Genomic DNA, 16892 nt, shown 5'->3' on the forward strand with positions numbered 1-16892 from the left:
TGTTCAGGCTGTTTTTGTTTGAAATTTCATCAATTTGATAAATCCGTGGGAACTATATTTTTCCTGGTGCCTTCATATATTATTGGTAACATGTAATAGTTTATATCATATTTACCTGTTGAAGAGTTAAACTTCCCTTCTCGTTTTTCAATCAAAAAAATCTTTTTCTTTAAACTTAATTCATTGTGAATTTGCCACCACTCCTTATTCTCTGAAAAACTTTTTTTCGTAAAGTATTTAATAGTGTCAATATTTATTTCTTTTCTTAACTGATTTATGTCTAAAAAAATATCGTTTCCATTTTCATCCCAGCCTTTATAATTAGATAGTCTAAATTGATAATAATCTAAGTTGAATCTTTTGTCTTTACTATTAATACCAAATCCAACACTAATTGAATTATAGTTTTTTACAAAAAAAGGATTCTCAATCATAATATAAAGCGTATCAGCTTGTGAAAAACAAACTTGTAATGAAATTAGAGATAAAATTAAAATTATATATTTTTTCATAATTTAGTTACAGTTATTATTTATTAGATAGTTATCTACAAATAATACTAATAAATAACCGACTATAGAAAAAATTATTAATTCTTCTAATAACTCAAAATTTAAGCGGGTTACAGATGGAAAATAATGCTCCTTATATGGAAATTGCCAATTATGTTTATATAATAAAAATAGAAAAATCGCTAAAAATAGAAAAACTAATATTTTAAAATTTGCAATGTTTTTAAAAATTGGTCTTTTCAATAAATAGTAGAATACTATAACACTTAAAACGTAAATCCAGTATGTGTAGATAAATTGCCATACGAAAACATATTGTGCGCGTTCAATCTCTCCCCAAATGTAAGCTTTGGGCTGAACTGGAATAATACTTGTCCATTCTATTATAGCTTGCGCTAAATGTTTAACAAAAAATAGTGCAAATGCTATTAAAATAATTCTCAATATAAATTTTAAGTTATTTTTCATTTTACTTATTCACAACCTAAGTCACTAATTGGTCGATTCCCTAATAATACATTTTTCACTTTCTCCCATTCTGGCCGATTGACAGTTATTGGGGTTGCATTACCAACACCTCCATTATTAGATGATCCGCCATTGTTATTATTTGGAGGCATATTTTCAGGACCTGGATTACCAGGTTCGCCAGTATCTGAACCGCCAGAACTGCCACAGTCACCTATTGTCGCTATAGTATCTTCAGTATAGCCTGGGCAATCGGTTCCATCGGGAAGATACCCATCTTGGTGATTCCCATAATAGCAATAAGCATAAACAATTTCCAAACAGACAACAGTTTTATTAAAAATATTGGATATTAATCCAGTATCAGTAATTTCATATTTGCTTATTTTATTCTCTAAATTTACAAGAAATCCATTTTCAATATCTAATTTTTCTTGTGCCGTGGTATGGTATGTTACAATAAGCGTTTTGTAATTTCCGTCTGGTTGTAGAGACAACACTAAATTTTCTATAGAATCTGTTTTTATTGTGCGTTCTATAAGAAAAGTGTAAGAGTGGTAAGTACCGTCTGTGCTTTCCATATAACTAACATAGTCTGTATTTATAGAAAATCCGTATTCATTAGAAACCACCGTTTTGTTTCCAGAATTGCCTTCATGTTTTGTACTTAACTTTGAAAGCTTTGAAAGCTTGCTTGTTATTTGGCTGTTAGCTTCAAGCGCTGATTTTCCAATTTTAGAAATCTTAAATCGCGAATGAACTTGGGCTAATTCTGGTGCACTGGTAATAACATCATCCTTTTGGCAGTTATAAAAAATAAGGCATGCTAGTAAAATGGTAAACCTTAAAAATATGGGTTTAGCCTTGTTCTGTTTTGCTCTGTTTTGCTCTGTTTTGTAAAATTCAAGATAAAAATTTAAGTAGGTTATCCTGCAAACCTAAAACTTATATTTTACTTTTATACTACGTAGTTCTACGTAATTTTTGGTTTTTCGATGAAATACACGAGTTAAAATTTACAACTTTAGCACAAAAGCTAACAACGAAACTAATAATTCTGGTTATAACCATGCAAAGCAGACCTTAGTTGAGCTGATAGTAGAAAAATTTGCTAAACCACGTGAACGTTATAACCATTATATGAATAACCCACATGAAATTGATGATGCTTTAAAAGTTGGTGCTGAAAAAGCGAGTTTAGTAGCTAATTCTGTTATTGCGCGGGTTAGGGAGAAGGTTGGGTATTAAAAATAATTTGGCATCCAGACAGGCCGGGTTTTTGTAACATGGGTTTCCTACTTTGGCAGGTGGTATTAAATTATTTCAAACAATTTCCCCGGCAATGGCCTAATAATGCCTTTTAGTTCCATGTTTAATAACAGGCTAGCCACCTTATAGGTTGGCAGCTGGCAGTCTATGGCTATTTTGTCCAGTTCCTCGCGGGTTTTAGTTTGTAAATAATCGAAAACTACTTGTTCATCGGGTTCTAGAGTTACAAAAAGTTGTTTTTGGACGCTTGGCTTTTGCTTGGGCTCTAATTCCCAATTCAACATATACGGAATGTCCAACGGATTGGATAATAAGTGCGCTTTCTGAAATTTAATTAAATTGTTACATCCCACACTTTGGCTATCGGTAGTGCGGCCAGGCACAGCAAAAACATCGCGGTTATACGAGTTTGCAATGTCTGCTGTAACCAAGCTTCCGCCTTTTTCTGCCGACTCTATAACAATGGTAGCTTGGCTTAAGCCAGCAATTACTCTATTGCGTTTTAAAAAATTAGTCCTTTCAAAAGGAGCAGAGCTCCAAAAGTCGGTAAAAAAACCACCGTTTTTTTCAACATCTACCATATATTTTTTGTGCGTTTTTGGGTAAATTTGATTAAAACCATGTGCCAAACAACCAATGGTTTGAAGTTCGTGTTTTATGGCTGCCTTTTGCGCGGTAATATCGGTACCAAAGGCAAACCCAGATACAATAACAGGGTTAAAAGGCGCTAATTCTTCAACTAATTTATTGCAAAACGCCATACCGGCAGAGGTAACTTTTCTGGCGCCAACAATACTTATTACACGCGGATTAGTTAAATCCATTTGGCCTACTTTAAATAGTAGTATAGGGCTATCAATACATTGCGTTAGGCGTTTTGGATAATCGGGATTCTGAAAATACAGACAACTTATATTGTTTTCTAAAATAAAGTGCATTTCGGCTTCGGCCGCTTTAAAATGATTTTTGTTATGCAAGTCTTTTATAGTATTTGTACCAATACCTTCAATAAGAAGTAAATGACTTTTGTTTTCTTTAAAAATAGCTTCAACACTACCACAATGCTGAATTAGTTTTTTGGCTTTAATATCGCCTATAAACGCGGCATGTTGCAGCGCTAAAATATGTAGTAATTTATTTTCTGTCATGGTAGTGTATTGGTTTTCAGTACTACAAGTAAAGAAATTTCTGGATGTTAATAAATTGTTAGCAAGATTTTTTATTCACATGAAAAAATGTCTAACTTTGTTTTTATGCAATTAGAACCTTACATAAGCGACTTATTATACCGTTACGAATGTGTTACCGTACCTGGTTTTGGCTCCTTTTTAACACGCCGAACATCTGCTACTATTCACGACACGACTCACGCGTTTTATCCACCCAAAAAAGTGGTATTTTTTAATCAGCAAATACAGGAAAACGACGGCCTTTTGGCGCGCTATATTGCCGATGTAGAAAAAATTCCTTACGAAGATGCGTTACAGGTAATTGAGAAGCGGGTTGCTTATTTAAAATCTTATTTAGTAGCAGGCGATGCCATTGTATTTGAAAACATTGGAAGTTTGTCATTAAATAAAGAAAGTAATATGGTTTTTGAACCATCTTATAGTTTTAACTACCTAACCGATGCTTTTGGTTTGGGGCAATTTACGGCACCAGAAATTGCACGAGAAGTTGCAAAACCGGCAGCCACAATTACAAAGCCAGAAACGCCAGTGGTACCTATTGCCGAAAAAAAACGTCAGTCTCGTGGTTATTTAAAATATGCTGCGGTGGGTTTAATTGCCATTACGGTTGGCGGGTTGGTGGCGTCCAACCATTACAGCAAGCAAATTGAGGCACATAACCAGTTAGCGCAAGAAACAGCTAACGCCCAATTAGAAGCAAAAATACAGGAGGCAACCTTTGTTATTAATAGTCCGTTACCTGCTGTTACGCTTAACGTGAAAAAGCAGTATGGAAATTACCATATTGTTGCTGGTGCCTTCCGCTTGGAAGCTAATAGCGACAAAAAAGTAAATGAGCTTAAAAATTTAGGCTTTGAAGCGCGTAAAATTGGCACAAATAAATACGGCTTACATGAAGTGGTTTACGCTAGTTACCAAACACGCGAAGAAGCCACACGGTCACTTCTGGACATAAAAAAAACACATAACAAAGAGGCTTGGTTATTGGTAAAAACTATTAAAGAATAGCTTTTTATAACTTTTTACTGAAAATTTAAGCGGGCTTCCAGAAGGAAGTATAAAGGTTGGATTGCTTCCTTTTAACTTTAAAATATGTTTTTCTACATTTTTTAAGCTTAAGTGTGCTAAATCGCCTATTTGTGCGCTTTGCCCTCAATAGGATTCAGCCTTTTCATTAAGTTTATATAAACGTTTTCTTACCGGTTAAGGCCACTTTTTTAACTTACACTTATTTATGTATGAAGAGGCGCCCAAATAAATTGAATTATTTTTTTGGTTAGTAGAAATTAAAACCAGTTAGCATAGCATGATTTATGGTAATTGTTTTTAAAGAAAAGTAAGCGGAAAAGAAACGATTTATTCCGGCTGTATAAACCTAAATAGATATTATCTTTGCAGCGCATTAAAAACATGACCGCATGACACCTAAAACGCCCGAAGAATCTAAAACTATTATGACCGACTTGGTACTGCCAAGTGAAACCAATCCGCTTAATAATTTATTTGGAGGCGAACTATTAGCACGTATGGATCGTGCGGCTAGTATTGCTGCAAGACGTCATAGTCGGAGGATTGTGGTTACCGCTTCTGTAAACCATGTGGCTTTTAACCGTTCGGTGCCGTTAGGAAGTGTTGTAACTGTAGAAGCTAAAGTGTCTCGCGCCTTTAAAACCTCCATGGAGGTGTTCTTGGATGTTTGGATTGAAGACCGTGAATCTGGTATACGCGATAAAGCAAACGAAGCCATTTATACCTTTGTAGCTGTTGATGAAACCGGACGACCAATTCAAGTGCCAGAAATTGAACCTGAAACCAAATTAGAAAAAGAACGCTACGCAGCAGCCTTAAGACGTAAGCAATTAAGTTTGGTTTTAGCTGGAAAAATGAAACCGAATGATGCTACGGAATTGAAGGCGTTGTTTCAGTAAAAAACAGTTTAAATCCTGCAATGTTTACTATGGTTAAGCTAAAGGCTAACGTTCAGAGTATTTAACAATAAAAACAAACATTAAATGGGCTAATTTCGGAATAAGCGGTTAGCCCATTTACCGTTTATATAGCTTGTAAGCCTGTGCAAAACAGTAATAAAGTGCAACAACTTTTTAAAACGGATTTATTATTTAGAGTTTAAACGTATCTTTGCACCCTTATTGGTATATTCCAATGTTACATTTTTCTATGAGATTACATGTCCAAATTACCCAAAGCGCATAAATTTATCGACCTTTCAGATTATGGAAGGCCCGTAGCTCGCGTTATTGCAAACGCCCTACAAAACACCTCTTTTACACCTGTTCACGTAACTATTTGGTTTATAATATCTGGCCTTATTGGTATTTATTGTATCCTGCAAGGTTACTACTGGTTGGCTGCATTTTTCCTGATTTTTAAATCTATTTTGGATGCCGCCGATGGCGAATTGGCACGTGTAAAACAAAAACCTTCCTACACAGGCAGGTATCTGGATTCAGTGGCAGATATTATATTAAACGCCTTAATTTTTGTTGCCATTTGGTCTGTAAGCGGAACAAATATGTGGGTGGGTGTATTGGCTTTTCTGGGTTTGCAATTGCAAGGTACGCTTTACAATTACTACTATGTTATTTTGCGAAATAAGTTTAATGGCGATACCACCAGTCGTGTTTTTGAATACGAAACCCCTGTGGCCTTAAAAGGTGAAAAACAAAAACATGTAGATATTCTATTTCGTTTGTATAAACTGTTCTATGGCACTTTCGATAGAACCATATACGCACTAGATAAGCAAGCACAAAACTCCCATAAAGCCATGCCCAAATTTTTAATGACGAGCATTTCTACTTTTGGTTTGGGGTTTCAGTTGCTCATTATATCGGTTATGCTGGTATTGGGTTTAAAAGCCTTTATTTTGCCTTTCTTTTTAGCTTATACCCTAATGATTTTTGTTTTTATTGGTATTAGGAAGGTGTTCTACTAAAAATTTTTTGGAATGCCCATAAATACAAAGCTGCCTTAAAAAAACCTAACCCTTGCATGTAATTTGTTTCTTATCAGTGCATACGCGCAAGATATTGTTTTTACTAGTTTAAATTAAGGGTTTAAAAATTTAGTAAACTAACAAATCAATAAGGCGGTTTTATTTTATTGTTGAAAATCAATATATTACGTAGTGTTGTTTAAACTAATTAGTGGCCTTATGTTGGTGTATTTTCGGAGAAAGTTTTCCAATAGCGCCAAGCGTTAATACGTTTTAATCTAATTTTTCAGTCAGTTTTTTAAACACCGTTTTTGGGTCTTTACCTTGATATAGTATGGCATAAACGGCATCAATTATAGGTGTTTTTGTTTTGCGCTTGTTGGTTTGGTTTAGGTCGTGTGCACTTTTAGCGGCGTAATAGCCTTCGGCTACCATATTCATTTCCATTTGAGCTGATTTTACCGTGTAGCCTTTACCAATCATGTTTCCAAACATTCTATTTCTAGAAAACACGGAATAGCCCGTAACTAACAAATCGCCTAAATAAGCCGAATTATTAATATTGCGCTTCATTTTATGCATTTTCTTTATAAAACGCTTCATTTCGCGTATCGCGTTACTCATTAACACACTCTGAAAATTGTCGCCGTAGCCCAAGCCATGAGCAATACCAGCCGCTATAGCATAAATATTTTTAAGCATTACGGCGTATTCAGTACCTATTATATCATCGCTAATCGTGGTTTTAATATAATCGCTAGAAAGATTCTTGGCAATGTCATGCGCCTTATCTGGATCTGCACACGAAATAGTGAGGTAAGATAAACGCTCCAGAGCTACTTCTTCGGCATGGCAAGGTCCAGCTATTACGGCAATGTTTTCAAATGGAACTTGGTATATATCGTGAAAATGTTCGCCTACCAATAGTCCAGATTCAGGAATAATACCTTTTACGGCCGAGACTATGGTTTTTTCGGAAACATTGGTTGTAAGCTTTTCGAGTTCGCCAAACATAAAGGCAGAGGGTATGGCAAATATTAAAACATCTGCGTAGGTTGCCATTTCATTAATATCGTTGCTTAATTTTAGTTGGTCTATTCTAAACTCAACCGAGCTTAAATAACTGGGATTATGGTGTTCTTTAAGCAAATGCTCTTTGGTATAAACACTGCGCATATACCAACCAATTTCATCTAAATTTTCAGAAAGCATTTTTACAATAGCTGTGGCCCAACTTCCAGAACCAAATACAGCATATTTTAAAGGTTTACTCATAATATTAATATACTTTAATATGCCAAAAGTACATAAAATATTGGGCTTTATCTGTATTCTGTATAAGTGCTTTTTGGTTTTGGCACGTGTTTTGAAAACATAAAAACCAGAACCTTAAAATTGGGGCTTATGAAAACTATAAAACTATTTTTTGCATTTGTGGTAGTAACCACGCTTTTTACAGCCTGTTATACAGAGGAGATTATAGTGGACCCCTACGCACCAGGTCCTGAACCAGGCATAACGCTAAACCAGTTGTTAAATCGCTACGAATTGTGGTATGTAGATATTAATCAGACTATAGGTTATGGGCAAACGCCTTTTTTGCAAATAGCCTTTACCTTATCGTTTAGAAACGGAAACCTGTTTGCTAATAACAATTTGGTTGGTTTTGGTAGTCAGGGTAATGGTTTTGGTATTCAAACAGGTACTTACAATGCCTATAATTCTATTTTGGATGTTTACCATATTGTGGATGGCTACCAAACTTTTGATGTTTACCAAATAAACAATAACACCATTGAATTGTATAATCCGTATAACGACACATCGTACTTTTTAAGAGGTTACCAGCGTAGTAATTTTGATTACAACTATGTTTTTTACGATAATATCCATTACTTTTTACAGGAATACAAAGCTTGGGAAAAAACCTACACGAGCCCAATTGGTGTTCCAAATCCTTTTGATGCCGAAAATTATTTGCAGTTTTTAGCGGGCGGAAATGACTCGGAATTTAGAAGTTCGCAAGATACCCAAATAGCTAATCCCGATGCTATTTTTTGGGATTACACAGGCCTATACAATGTGCAGGACGTGATAGGGAATAGGTATTTAAAAACACTTACCTTAAATTACGATTATGTTGCGAATGAGTTTTTTGAACTCCGTGTGTTAAACGATGCCAAAATTGCCTTGTACCAGCCTGCAACTGGTTCACACTACGAATTTTCAGGACGTGGGTATATTCAATTTTTGAAGCATGCAGATGGCAAACAAACTACGGTTTTAAAAACACGAAAGTTTAAGGGGCAAAAAAAAGAAAATCCGCGTGAACCCCAGCGAGATTTTTTGTAAGGCTACCTTAACCCAGTACAAACATTTTTAAATTTCCCTGTTATAACGTGTTTTTGTTGGCTAGTTGTGCCTGTAAAGTGGTTATAAATGCTTTAAAATTGTTCAAGGACTCTGGTGTCATATACCGTCCTTTAACCCGAAGTTTTTTGTGACTTGTGTAAATGGTATACTCGTCGGTAAATTTTTTAATTTCAGTGATATTCTGAATGTTTATTTTGGTGCCAAAAAGGGCATTTTCTATTATGTAATGTGGTGTTACAGTAAGGTAGTGTTTGTTTAAATTCCAAAGCGCTTCGGCAAAATAAAACACACCAACAATTAGGTATATAATTTGAGTCCAAAATGGCCGGGTTTCTCCTGAAACATTATAGCCTACCAATACCAATAGTAGCGCACCAAAAACCAATTTAAGTAGCTGTCGGTTTGTTTTAAACCTATATATTTGGTTTGTAGTGCGCATCAAAGCGTTTATTTTTTAGCGTGTAATATAAGCTATTCCTGGTTTGCTTTTTCGGCTAAATTTGTAAGCATACTCTGGGTAATAGCATCTAATGAAAAGCGGTGCTCCCAGTTCCAATCTTTACGTGCTTCGCTATCATTAATAGACGATGGCCAAGAATCGGCAATGGCCTGTCTAAAATCTGGTTTGTAGCTAATACTAAAATCGGGCAACTCTTTTTTAATGGAGGCTACCATATCTTTAGGGGTAAAACTAATGGCGGCTAAATTATACGAGGAGCGTATTTTAATGGCTTCTGCAGGTGCCTCCATAATCTGAACAGTCGCATTTATGGCGTCGTCCATATACATCATGGGTAATGCGGTGTTTTCAGATAAAAAACATTCGTAGGCGTTTTGGGCTAAAGCTTGGTGGTATATATCCACAGCATAATCTGTAGTGCCGCCGCCAGGAGGTGTTTTCCAACTAATAATACCTGGATATCTTATACTTCTTACATCCACACCGTATTTGTTATGGTAGTATTCGCACCAACGCTCGCCCACTTGTTTGGTAATACCGTAAACAGTAGTTGGTTCCATAATGGTGTATTGAGGCGTATTGGTTTTAGGTGTTGTAGGTCCAAAAACGGCAATACTAGATGGCCAGAAAACTTTTTTAATTTGTCCGTTTTTTGCCAAATCCAATACGTTAAAAAGGGTGCTCATGTTTAAGTCCCAAGCTTTCATTGGAAATTTTTCGCCGGTAGCACTTAACATAGCAGCCATAAGGTACACTGTGTTTATGCTGTATTTTTCTATACACACTTTTAGGCTGGTGGTATCTTGCGCATCTAAAATTTCAAAAAGTCCGGAGTTAACAAGCTCTAAATTTCCATAGTTAATATCGCTGGCTATAACAGCATCTTTGCCATGTATGTCGCGTAACTTATAGGTAAGTTCAGAGCCAATTTGACCACAGGCACCAATTATTAAAATTTTAGGTTTCATATAGGACGTTTTAAAAAATTGTTCAAAAATAACAAGAATTTAGCGACGAAATGGTAATTTTAACGGAAAATAATAACAGGAAAAGAAACGGCTATCAATAGTGGTTTTAAAAACCAAAGAATACAATATCTTTGTCCTTTACTGAAATTTTATTTATGAAAATTAGTTACTTTTTATTGGTACTATGTATGGTTTCTTGTACCGATTTGCCGACCGAAAAAACCACGGAACCAACAGAAGTTGCCACGCCCGATTTGGTTAGCAAAGCAGATATAGCAGCCTTAAAATACGTAGGTTTTACAGCGGACAACAAAGTGCAACAAGCCATTGCAAATTGGACTAAATACAAAGAACTACAGTCTATTATTACCGACGTAAAAATGGGCAATTTATCGTTTTTTAAGTCTAACCAAGAAATACTAGCCACTTTAAATGCCGAGGTAAAAAGCACCATCCCGGCAACAATTAATTCGCCGTTTGTAATGGCGCGCCTTATAGCCCTAGAAACTAAAATGTTTAAATTGGAAAGCGAAATGAATTTAGCCAATCCATCTAAAGCCCGCATTTTAGCATCGGTTAAAGAGCTGTTAGAAGCGTTTTCAAACTTAAATCTTCAAATGAATAAACAAATAGAAAAGGAATCGCAGCGTATTCAAAAACCATCTTAAAATTTCCCAACTGCTTTTTGGTGCTTGTAGTTTTAAAACTGCTGTGTTTTCTAGATAGCTTTTAACAAAAAAGGCCTAAAAACGCCTCATTTAAGTTAAAGCGGTAAAAATAAAACCGCTTAAAAGTGCACTTTTTACCACAAGCTAATGAGCTAATTTATTAATATTTTGTTAATATCTGTTTGTTTGTATTTTCTAAAATTGAAATAGCAGTAAATTGTGTTCATAAATAAACACAAAACATATGAATGCAAACTTCAAAAGAGCCTCATTATTAAGCACGGCCGCCTTTGTTGGCTTAATGGCTTGTAAAAATGAGGCTAAAGAGGAGACGGCTTTAGTTGCCGATACCGCTGTTCCAGGCATAAATTTGGAATACATGGATACCTCTGTAAAACCTAACGACAATTTTTTTACCTACGTAAATGGGTCCTGGTTAAAAACAACGCAAATTCCAGACGACCAGACAACTTGGGGAAGCTTTAACGAGCTACGTAAAAAAACCGATGCCGATGCATTGCGTATTTTAGAAGCAGCACTACCAAACGCAACGGGTGCCGATAAAATTGAAGTTTTACCAGGTTCCGATCAGGAAAAAGCTGTGTTTTTGTACCAAACCATTATGGACACTATTGGCCGTAACGAGCAAGGTTTGGCGCCAATTAAACCACATTTAGCTAAAATAGACGCTATTAAAAATATAGAAGACTTGCAGCGTTACATGATAGAAATGACGCCTATTGGTGGTGGCGGATTATACGGTTTTGGCGTAGGTTCCGATCCAAAAGATAGTAACAGACATGTAGGGTATTTAGGCGGTGGAAGCACCGGTTTACCAGATAGAGATTATTATGTGAAAGATGACGCCGACTCCAAGGAAAAGCGCGAAAAATACGTGGCTCACATAGCCAGAATGTTGCAGTATCTGGACTATACAGAAGCCGATGCCTTGGCTGAAGCACAACAAATTTTAGCCTTTGAAACCCGTTTAGCGGAAGCTAAAATGGATAAGGTAGACAGACGCGACGCCAGAAAACGCTACAATCCGCGGTCTATAGATGCGGTTCAAGAAATGGTGCCAGCCGTAAATTGGCGAAACTTTTTATCTGGTATTGGGGTAAAAGAAATTGATACTGTTATTATAGGCGATTTAAATTATTTTACACGTTTACAAGCTGTTTTAGCCGAAGGCAATGTAAACGATTGGAAAGCCTATTTGCGCTGGCACGTGTTTAACGATGCCGCTAGCAGGTTAAGCACCGAACTAGAAACAGCCAACTGGGAGTTTTATGGTCGTGAATTAAACGGAGCCAAAAAACAACGCCCAAGAAACGAGCGTGCTTTAGCTACTATAAACGGTACCGTAGGAGAAGCTTTAGGGAAACTATATGTTGAAAAAATGTTCCCACCAGAAGCCAAAGAAAAAGCTACTAAAATGATTGATAATGTGATTCTAGCTTTCGAAAAACGCATTACTAATTTAGATTGGATGAGTCCGGAAACGAAAGAGAAAGCAATAGAAAAACTAAAGGCCACTTCTGTTAAAATAGCCTACCCAGATACTTGGAAAGATTATAGCTCGTTGGAAATTAAAAGCCTAGCCGATGGTGGTTCATACTTGCAAAATGCGCTTAATGTACGTGCCTGGAATTTTAATAAAGATGTAGCAGATTTATCGAAGCCGGTAGATAAAAGCGAATGGTTTATGGCGCCGCAAATTGTAAACGCTTATTTTAATCCAGCTTATAACGAAATTGTGTTTCCAGCCGCTATTTTACAGCCACCTTTTTATAATTACAAAGCAGACGATGCTGTAAACTACGGTGGTATAGGTGCTGTTATTGGACATGAAATTTCGCATAGTTTCGACGATTCTGGATCGCGTTACGATAAAGAAGGAAACCTTAATAACTGGTGGACAGATGCCGATTTAAAGCAATTTGAAACTTTAGGTAACCAGTTGGCAGAGCAGTATGCTGCCATTGAAGTCTTGCCAGACGTGTTTATTAACGGGAAATTTACCCTAGGCGAAAATATTGGCGATTTAGGTGGTGTGTTAGCAGCTTACGATGCATTACAACTAAATTACGAGGCAAACGGTAGGCCAGAGCCTATTGATGGGTTTACCCCAGAACAGCGCTTTTTTATGAGCTGGGCCACGGTATGGCGTACTAAAATGCGTGACGATGCGCTAAAAACAAAAATTAAAACAGATCCGCATGCGCCTGGAATGACGCGTGCTGTGCAACCACTATTAAATATTGACGCCTTTTATGAAGCTTTTAATATTAAGGAAGGTGACAGCATGTATATTGCTCCAGAAAACCGCGTTAGAATTTGGTAAGCCTATTTTGTAAATAAAATTAGTAAAACAAAAAAAGCAGCTCTGTTACGGGCTGCTTTTTTTGTTGTTGTTTGTGTGTTTATTCTTTCGGAGTTTTTTGTTCTTGCTGCTGATTTAATAACGCGTTTTTACTTAACTTGGCTAAATTAAAATTAGGAGATTGCTGTATGGCGTCTTCCAAAATGGCTATCGCGGCATTTATATTAGTTGCCTTATTTTCGTTAAATGTTGCCAAAGCTTTTAAGTATAAAAACCCCGATTTTAAAGCCACTTGGTAAGGCTGCTGACTTTCGTAATACATTTTTCCCATAGCAGGCTTCACGTTTTCCAAACCATAGGTAATATAGGTATTGGCGTTTTCTAAATTGCCAGTTTGCAAATAAAGTTCTGCCAGTTCGTAAGCAATACTAGGGTCTGGAGTGCGTGCAAATAATTCTTCAAAATGAACTAAAGCCCGGTTGGTTTCATTAATAGCCTTCAAGGAAATGGCTTTTACCTCTACGGCAATATCAGAATCCGAAGTGTTTGGCTCTATACCAATGGTGTTTAAAGCTTGTACGTGTTTGCCTTCACTCATGTATACCATGGCTAATGTGTCTTTATAAGCTTGTGCTTGTTTGGGCGCTAAAACAACTAAATGCGTTAACCCGTTAATAATACCATCGGAGTCGCCTTGTACTTTCATTTGCTTATAATAGGCACGATAATGATCTAATAAATGGGTGTTAGTTTGTGCTTGTCCTAAAAAAGCTACTGTACAAAGTGCTGCTACTAATAATTTCTTCATATGTAAAAACGCATTTTAAAGGTCAAATCTAAAAAAAATTAAGAACCAATACCTTAAAATACTGCTAATTATTTAGTAACCAAGGTGGGTTGTGTGGTGGCAACAATGTAAGTAAGGTAATTTCTGTTGGTTATTCCGTGCTGGTTTGGCTTTATGCGCTTTCTCGTGAAGCAGGAAGTAGCCTTTTAGGAAATATCAGCTTAATTGTGTATATTCAAATATCTAAATACTTAATAATATGGGAATTAAAAACTTTCAAGGTGCGCGGAAGCAACAAAATAAAGGCTCCGAACCAGTTATGCTACGTGTGCGCGATTATATGAGCCAAAATTTAATAACGTTTACACCAGAACAGCGTATAGATGAGGTAATACATGTGTTAATAACCAATAAAATATCTGGAGGCCCGGTTGTAAATGCCAAAAATGAATTAATTGGTATTATTTCTGAAGGCGACTGTTTAAAACAAGTAACCGAGAGTCATTACTACAACATGCCTATAGAACAGGATATTGTAGAAAACCGCATGGTAAAAGGCGTGGAAACTATAGATGGTAATTTAGATATTTTTGAAGCGGCTAAACAGTTTTTAAACTCAAAAATAAGACGCTTTCCTATTGTAGAAGATGGCAAATTAATTGGGCAAATTAGTCAGAAAGATATTTTAAAAGCAGCCTTAAACTTAAAAGGGCATAATTGGAAATAACGCTCTAAAGTTCTCTTTTTACCAAGGCATAATAGTCGTTTTCTAGGGGCAAATAACCTTGGTCGTACACAAAATAATATACAGTACCTGCTTTGGTGGTATAAATACTGGTAATATAATTAAAATCGAATCCTTTTTCTATTAATCTGGCGCGGGATGTTTTGGTTTTTTGCTCCGGATTAAGCGCCTCTAAAATTCGGTAATTTTTACGCAACCGGTTGTTTGTGTTCCGTATTAGGTTTCTAGAATCTTTATTTATGCTGTTGTTATGGGCGTTTCTGCACGAATCGCTGCAAAATTTTTTATCAATTCTACCAACAATTTTTGCACCACATTCTGGACATTGTTTTTGCATGCTTCAATTAATTTTTAGCTTGTTACACACTGGTCTGTTTGGTGTACAGGTAGTTTAGGAGATCTTTGTAAAGATATAAATAATTAATTTATAAATGATTAAAGTGGTTTTCCTATTACCAATGTATTGGTGCCTAAAACTTTTTTGTGGACTGCTACTTGGTACATATGCGTTTTTAAGAAGCTTATAATTGTTTCCAGTTGGTAGTTTGGCTCCGGGCTAACAGCAGCATTAAACAGTATGGCAGCGTTTGGGCTTGCTATATTTAAAACAGCCTTCCAAAATGTTAGGCTTAAAAATTGCTTGGGTACTTGGGTATCAATAAAAATATCGATAATAATAAGATCAAATTTTTTGGAGGTATTTGCCACGTAAATACGAGCATCTTCACATACAATATGTAAGTTTTTTGAAGGAGCTATTTGAAATTCCTCCTTGGCTATTTTTATTACAGTCGCATCAATGTCCACGGCTGTGATGGCTTTTTGGTAATTAAAATCCTCCCGAAGTGTTTGCACAACGCTGCCACCGCCTAAACCTAAAACCAACACGCTGTTCACGGGCGCTAGATTTATGTTTTTCAAGCCAAACTTTAATATTTCTTGTAGCGAACCATAGGAGTAATTGGCATTTTTTGTGTTTAAGTATTTTTTACCGTTATACCAAGTAATTTCCAAATTACCGCTAACAGCCGATGCGACTTTAGTAGTAATAGGGTAGAGGTAACTTAAAAATTTGAGCATGGGCTTGGGTGTGCGTTATGGCAAACTAAAAATGGTTAATCCGTTCCAGCTAGTAGGTTAATAAATTCGGTTTTAGGAAGCGTACCAAAATAGCCAGTTAAATTAAGGTTGTTTAATTGGTTTTCTATGGCTGTTTTTTGGTAAGGTACCCCAATTAATAGGGCTTCTAAATCGGAAATAGGTTGCCTACCAAAAAAGTCGCCAAATATTTTAATATCCGAAATCCGCCCCTTTTCTACAAAAACACGCATATCTATTTCGCCAATGGCAAAACGCTTTTGTCGTTGTATGTTAAATTTAGGCGAACGGCCATAATTCCATTCCCATAAGTCGTATTTCTCTGCTTTTAAATCCCGAACAGCTTGCCACTCGGTTTCGGTTAATTTATAGGTTTCAAAGGGTTCACTAGCTTGGTATAATCCAGCTAGCAGGTTGTTTTTAAAAGCCGCCATGCTTAACGGTTTAGATAAGAAATCGGTTATATTAGCCACACGACTTCTAACCGATTTGTGGCCTTTGGATGCTATTTTATCCAATTTAACGTGCAAGGCTTTAGCAACCTCGTCCATATTTGTATTGAATAAAAGCGTACCATGACTAATCATGCGTTTGCCGGTAGAAAATTGTGCTGTACCCGATATTTTTTGATTAGTCACTAAAATATCATTTCTACCTTTTAAAGCGGCAGGTACGCCCATGTTATTTAAAACCGAAATTACAGGAGCTGTAAATTTTTCAAAATTGCTTATCTGTTGGCCATCATGGTCGGTAATAAAGCTAAAATTTAAATTTCCTAAATCGTGGTATACGGCGCCTCCTCCCGAAATACGACGTACGACATGTATGTTTTGAGCCGAAATGTAGTTTGGGTTTATTTCTTCAATGGTGTTTTGGTTTCTTCCTATAATAACCGACGGCTCGTTTATATAAAACAGTAAATAATTGGTGGAGGCATCAAAATGGCGCAACGCATACTCCTCTAGAGCTAAATTTAATTTGGGATTGGTGTGCCCTTCGTTGTCTATAAATATCATAGCAGTTAGGTAATTTAATGACTAATTTGCTGTTAAACGGGTGTGTTTTAGACCTGCTA

The 16892-nt window shown here is 36.2% G+C and carries 18 protein-coding genes and 1 pseudogene; 8 read left to right on the forward strand and 11 right to left on the reverse strand.

The genetic code is table 11. The features are described from left to right. Window positions 1-29 precede the first annotated feature (29 nt). From ACFSQP_RS07355 to ACFSQP_RS07365, 3 genes are read right to left on the reverse strand one after another with little or no spacing between them, the layout of a single operon-like run. The gene (locus tag ACFSQP_RS07355) at window positions 30-512 is read right to left on the reverse strand and encodes a hypothetical protein (RefSeq protein ID WP_376892921.1); all 483 of its coding nucleotides are present in this window, start codon (window positions 510-512) and stop codon (window positions 30-32) included. Between the two features lie 3 nt (window positions 513-515). Continuing rightward, window positions 516-980: a hypothetical protein gene (locus ACFSQP_RS07360; protein ID WP_376892923.1), complete on the reverse strand. Its 465-nt coding sequence runs from the start codon at window positions 978-980 to the stop codon at window positions 516-518. A 5-nt stretch (window positions 981-985) separates the two neighbouring features. Further along, a complete protein-coding gene (locus ACFSQP_RS07365) occupies window positions 986-1561 on the reverse strand; it encodes a hypothetical protein (RefSeq protein WP_376892925.1) in 576 nt (191 codons plus the stop codon). 454 nt (window positions 1562-2015) lie between these two features. Here ACFSQP_RS07365 and ACFSQP_RS07370 point away from each other — a divergent pair. Further along, a pseudogene (locus tag ACFSQP_RS07370) lies at window positions 2016-2228 on the forward strand (tryptophan--tRNA ligase); the annotation flags it as partial. 65 nt (window positions 2229-2293) lie between these two features. On the opposite strand, the gene dprA reads toward ACFSQP_RS07370, so the two are convergent. Further along, on the reverse strand, window positions 2294-3397 hold the full coding sequence (gene dprA / locus ACFSQP_RS07375; protein WP_376892927.1) for a DNA-processing protein DprA: 1104 nt from the start codon (window positions 3395-3397) through the stop codon (window positions 2294-2296). An 87-nt stretch (window positions 3398-3484) separates the two neighbouring features. Here dprA and ACFSQP_RS07380 point away from each other — a divergent pair, with 87 nt between their 5' ends. The 3 genes from ACFSQP_RS07380 to ACFSQP_RS07390 all read left to right on the forward strand — a co-directional run bounded on the left by ACFSQP_RS07380 (window position 3485) and on the right by ACFSQP_RS07390 (window position 6395). Beyond that, the gene (locus ACFSQP_RS07380; protein WP_376892929.1) at window positions 3485-4447 is read left to right on the forward strand and encodes an HU domain-containing protein; all 963 of its coding nucleotides are present in this window, start codon (window positions 3485-3487) and stop codon (window positions 4445-4447) included. A gap of 410 nt (window positions 4448-4857) precedes the next feature. Next, window positions 4858-5367, forward strand: coding sequence for an acyl-CoA thioesterase (locus tag ACFSQP_RS07385; protein ID WP_376892931.1), 510 nt, complete (start codon window positions 4858-4860; stop codon window positions 5365-5367). A 260-nt stretch (window positions 5368-5627) separates the two neighbouring features. After that, window positions 5628-6395, forward strand: coding sequence for a CDP-alcohol phosphatidyltransferase family protein (locus ACFSQP_RS07390; RefSeq protein ID WP_376892933.1), 768 nt, complete (start codon window positions 5628-5630; stop codon window positions 6393-6395). 273 nt (window positions 6396-6668) lie between these two features. Here ACFSQP_RS07390 and ACFSQP_RS07395 read toward each other — a convergent pair whose 3' ends face one another. Then, on the reverse strand, window positions 6669-7670 hold the full coding sequence (locus tag ACFSQP_RS07395) for an NAD(P)H-dependent glycerol-3-phosphate dehydrogenase (protein WP_376892936.1): 1002 nt from the start codon (window positions 7668-7670) through the stop codon (window positions 6669-6671). A gap of 129 nt (window positions 7671-7799) precedes the next feature. Between ACFSQP_RS07395 and ACFSQP_RS07400 the strand changes: the two genes are divergently transcribed. Beyond that, window positions 7800-8747: a nicotinic acid mononucleotide adenyltransferase gene (locus ACFSQP_RS07400; RefSeq protein ID WP_376892939.1), complete on the forward strand. Its 948-nt coding sequence runs from the start codon at window positions 7800-7802 to the stop codon at window positions 8745-8747. A gap of 40 nt (window positions 8748-8787) precedes the next feature. Here ACFSQP_RS07400 and ACFSQP_RS07405 read toward each other — a convergent pair whose 3' ends face one another. Continuing rightward, a complete protein-coding gene (locus ACFSQP_RS07405) occupies window positions 8788-9210 on the reverse strand; it encodes a hypothetical protein (RefSeq protein WP_376892941.1) in 423 nt (140 codons plus the stop codon). Between the two features lie 29 nt (window positions 9211-9239). Continuing rightward, the gene (locus ACFSQP_RS07410) at window positions 9240-10196 is read right to left on the reverse strand and encodes an NAD-dependent epimerase/dehydratase family protein (protein ID WP_376892944.1); all 957 of its coding nucleotides are present in this window, start codon (window positions 10194-10196) and stop codon (window positions 9240-9242) included. A 155-nt stretch (window positions 10197-10351) separates the two neighbouring features. On the opposite strand from ACFSQP_RS07410, the gene ACFSQP_RS07415 reads away from it, so the two are divergent. Beyond that, window positions 10352-10864: a hypothetical protein gene (locus tag ACFSQP_RS07415; protein WP_376892946.1), complete on the forward strand. Its 513-nt coding sequence runs from the start codon at window positions 10352-10354 to the stop codon at window positions 10862-10864. 244 nt (window positions 10865-11108) lie between these two features. Then, window positions 11109-13208, forward strand: coding sequence for a M13 family metallopeptidase (locus ACFSQP_RS07420; protein ID WP_376892948.1), 2100 nt, complete (start codon window positions 11109-11111; stop codon window positions 13206-13208). A gap of 79 nt (window positions 13209-13287) precedes the next feature. Here the strand turns inward: ACFSQP_RS07420 and ACFSQP_RS07425 are convergent, their stop codons facing one another. Continuing rightward, a complete protein-coding gene (locus ACFSQP_RS07425; protein ID WP_376892950.1) occupies window positions 13288-13995 on the reverse strand; it encodes a tetratricopeptide repeat protein in 708 nt (235 codons plus the stop codon). 238 nt (window positions 13996-14233) lie between these two features. On the opposite strand from ACFSQP_RS07425, the gene ACFSQP_RS07430 reads away from it, so the two are divergent. Further along, entirely contained in the window at window positions 14234-14701 is a 468-nt protein-coding gene (locus tag ACFSQP_RS07430; RefSeq protein ID WP_376892953.1) for a CBS domain-containing protein, read from the forward strand. Window positions 14702-14705: 4 nt separating this feature from the next. On the opposite strand, the gene ACFSQP_RS07435 is transcribed toward ACFSQP_RS07430, so the two are convergent. The 3 genes from ACFSQP_RS07435 to ACFSQP_RS07445 all read right to left on the reverse strand — a co-directional run bounded on the left by ACFSQP_RS07435 (window position 14706) and on the right by ACFSQP_RS07445 (window position 16833). Further along, window positions 14706-15056, reverse strand: a complete 351-nt coding sequence (locus ACFSQP_RS07435) for a hypothetical protein (protein WP_376892955.1) — start codon at window positions 15054-15056, stop codon at window positions 14706-14708. A gap of 98 nt (window positions 15057-15154) precedes the next feature. Then, window positions 15155-15799, reverse strand: a complete 645-nt coding sequence (locus tag ACFSQP_RS07440; protein ID WP_376892957.1) for a fused MFS/spermidine synthase — start codon at window positions 15797-15799, stop codon at window positions 15155-15157. Between the two features lie 35 nt (window positions 15800-15834). Then, window positions 15835-16833, reverse strand: a complete 999-nt coding sequence (locus ACFSQP_RS07445; RefSeq protein WP_376892959.1) for a lipoate--protein ligase — start codon at window positions 16831-16833, stop codon at window positions 15835-15837. Window positions 16834-16892 lie beyond the last annotated feature (59 nt).

Source organism: Bizionia sediminis (genome assembly GCF_042684585.1).
GTDB classification, from domain to species: Bacteria; Bacteroidota; Bacteroidia; order Flavobacteriales; family Flavobacteriaceae; genus Algorimicrobium; species Algorimicrobium sediminis.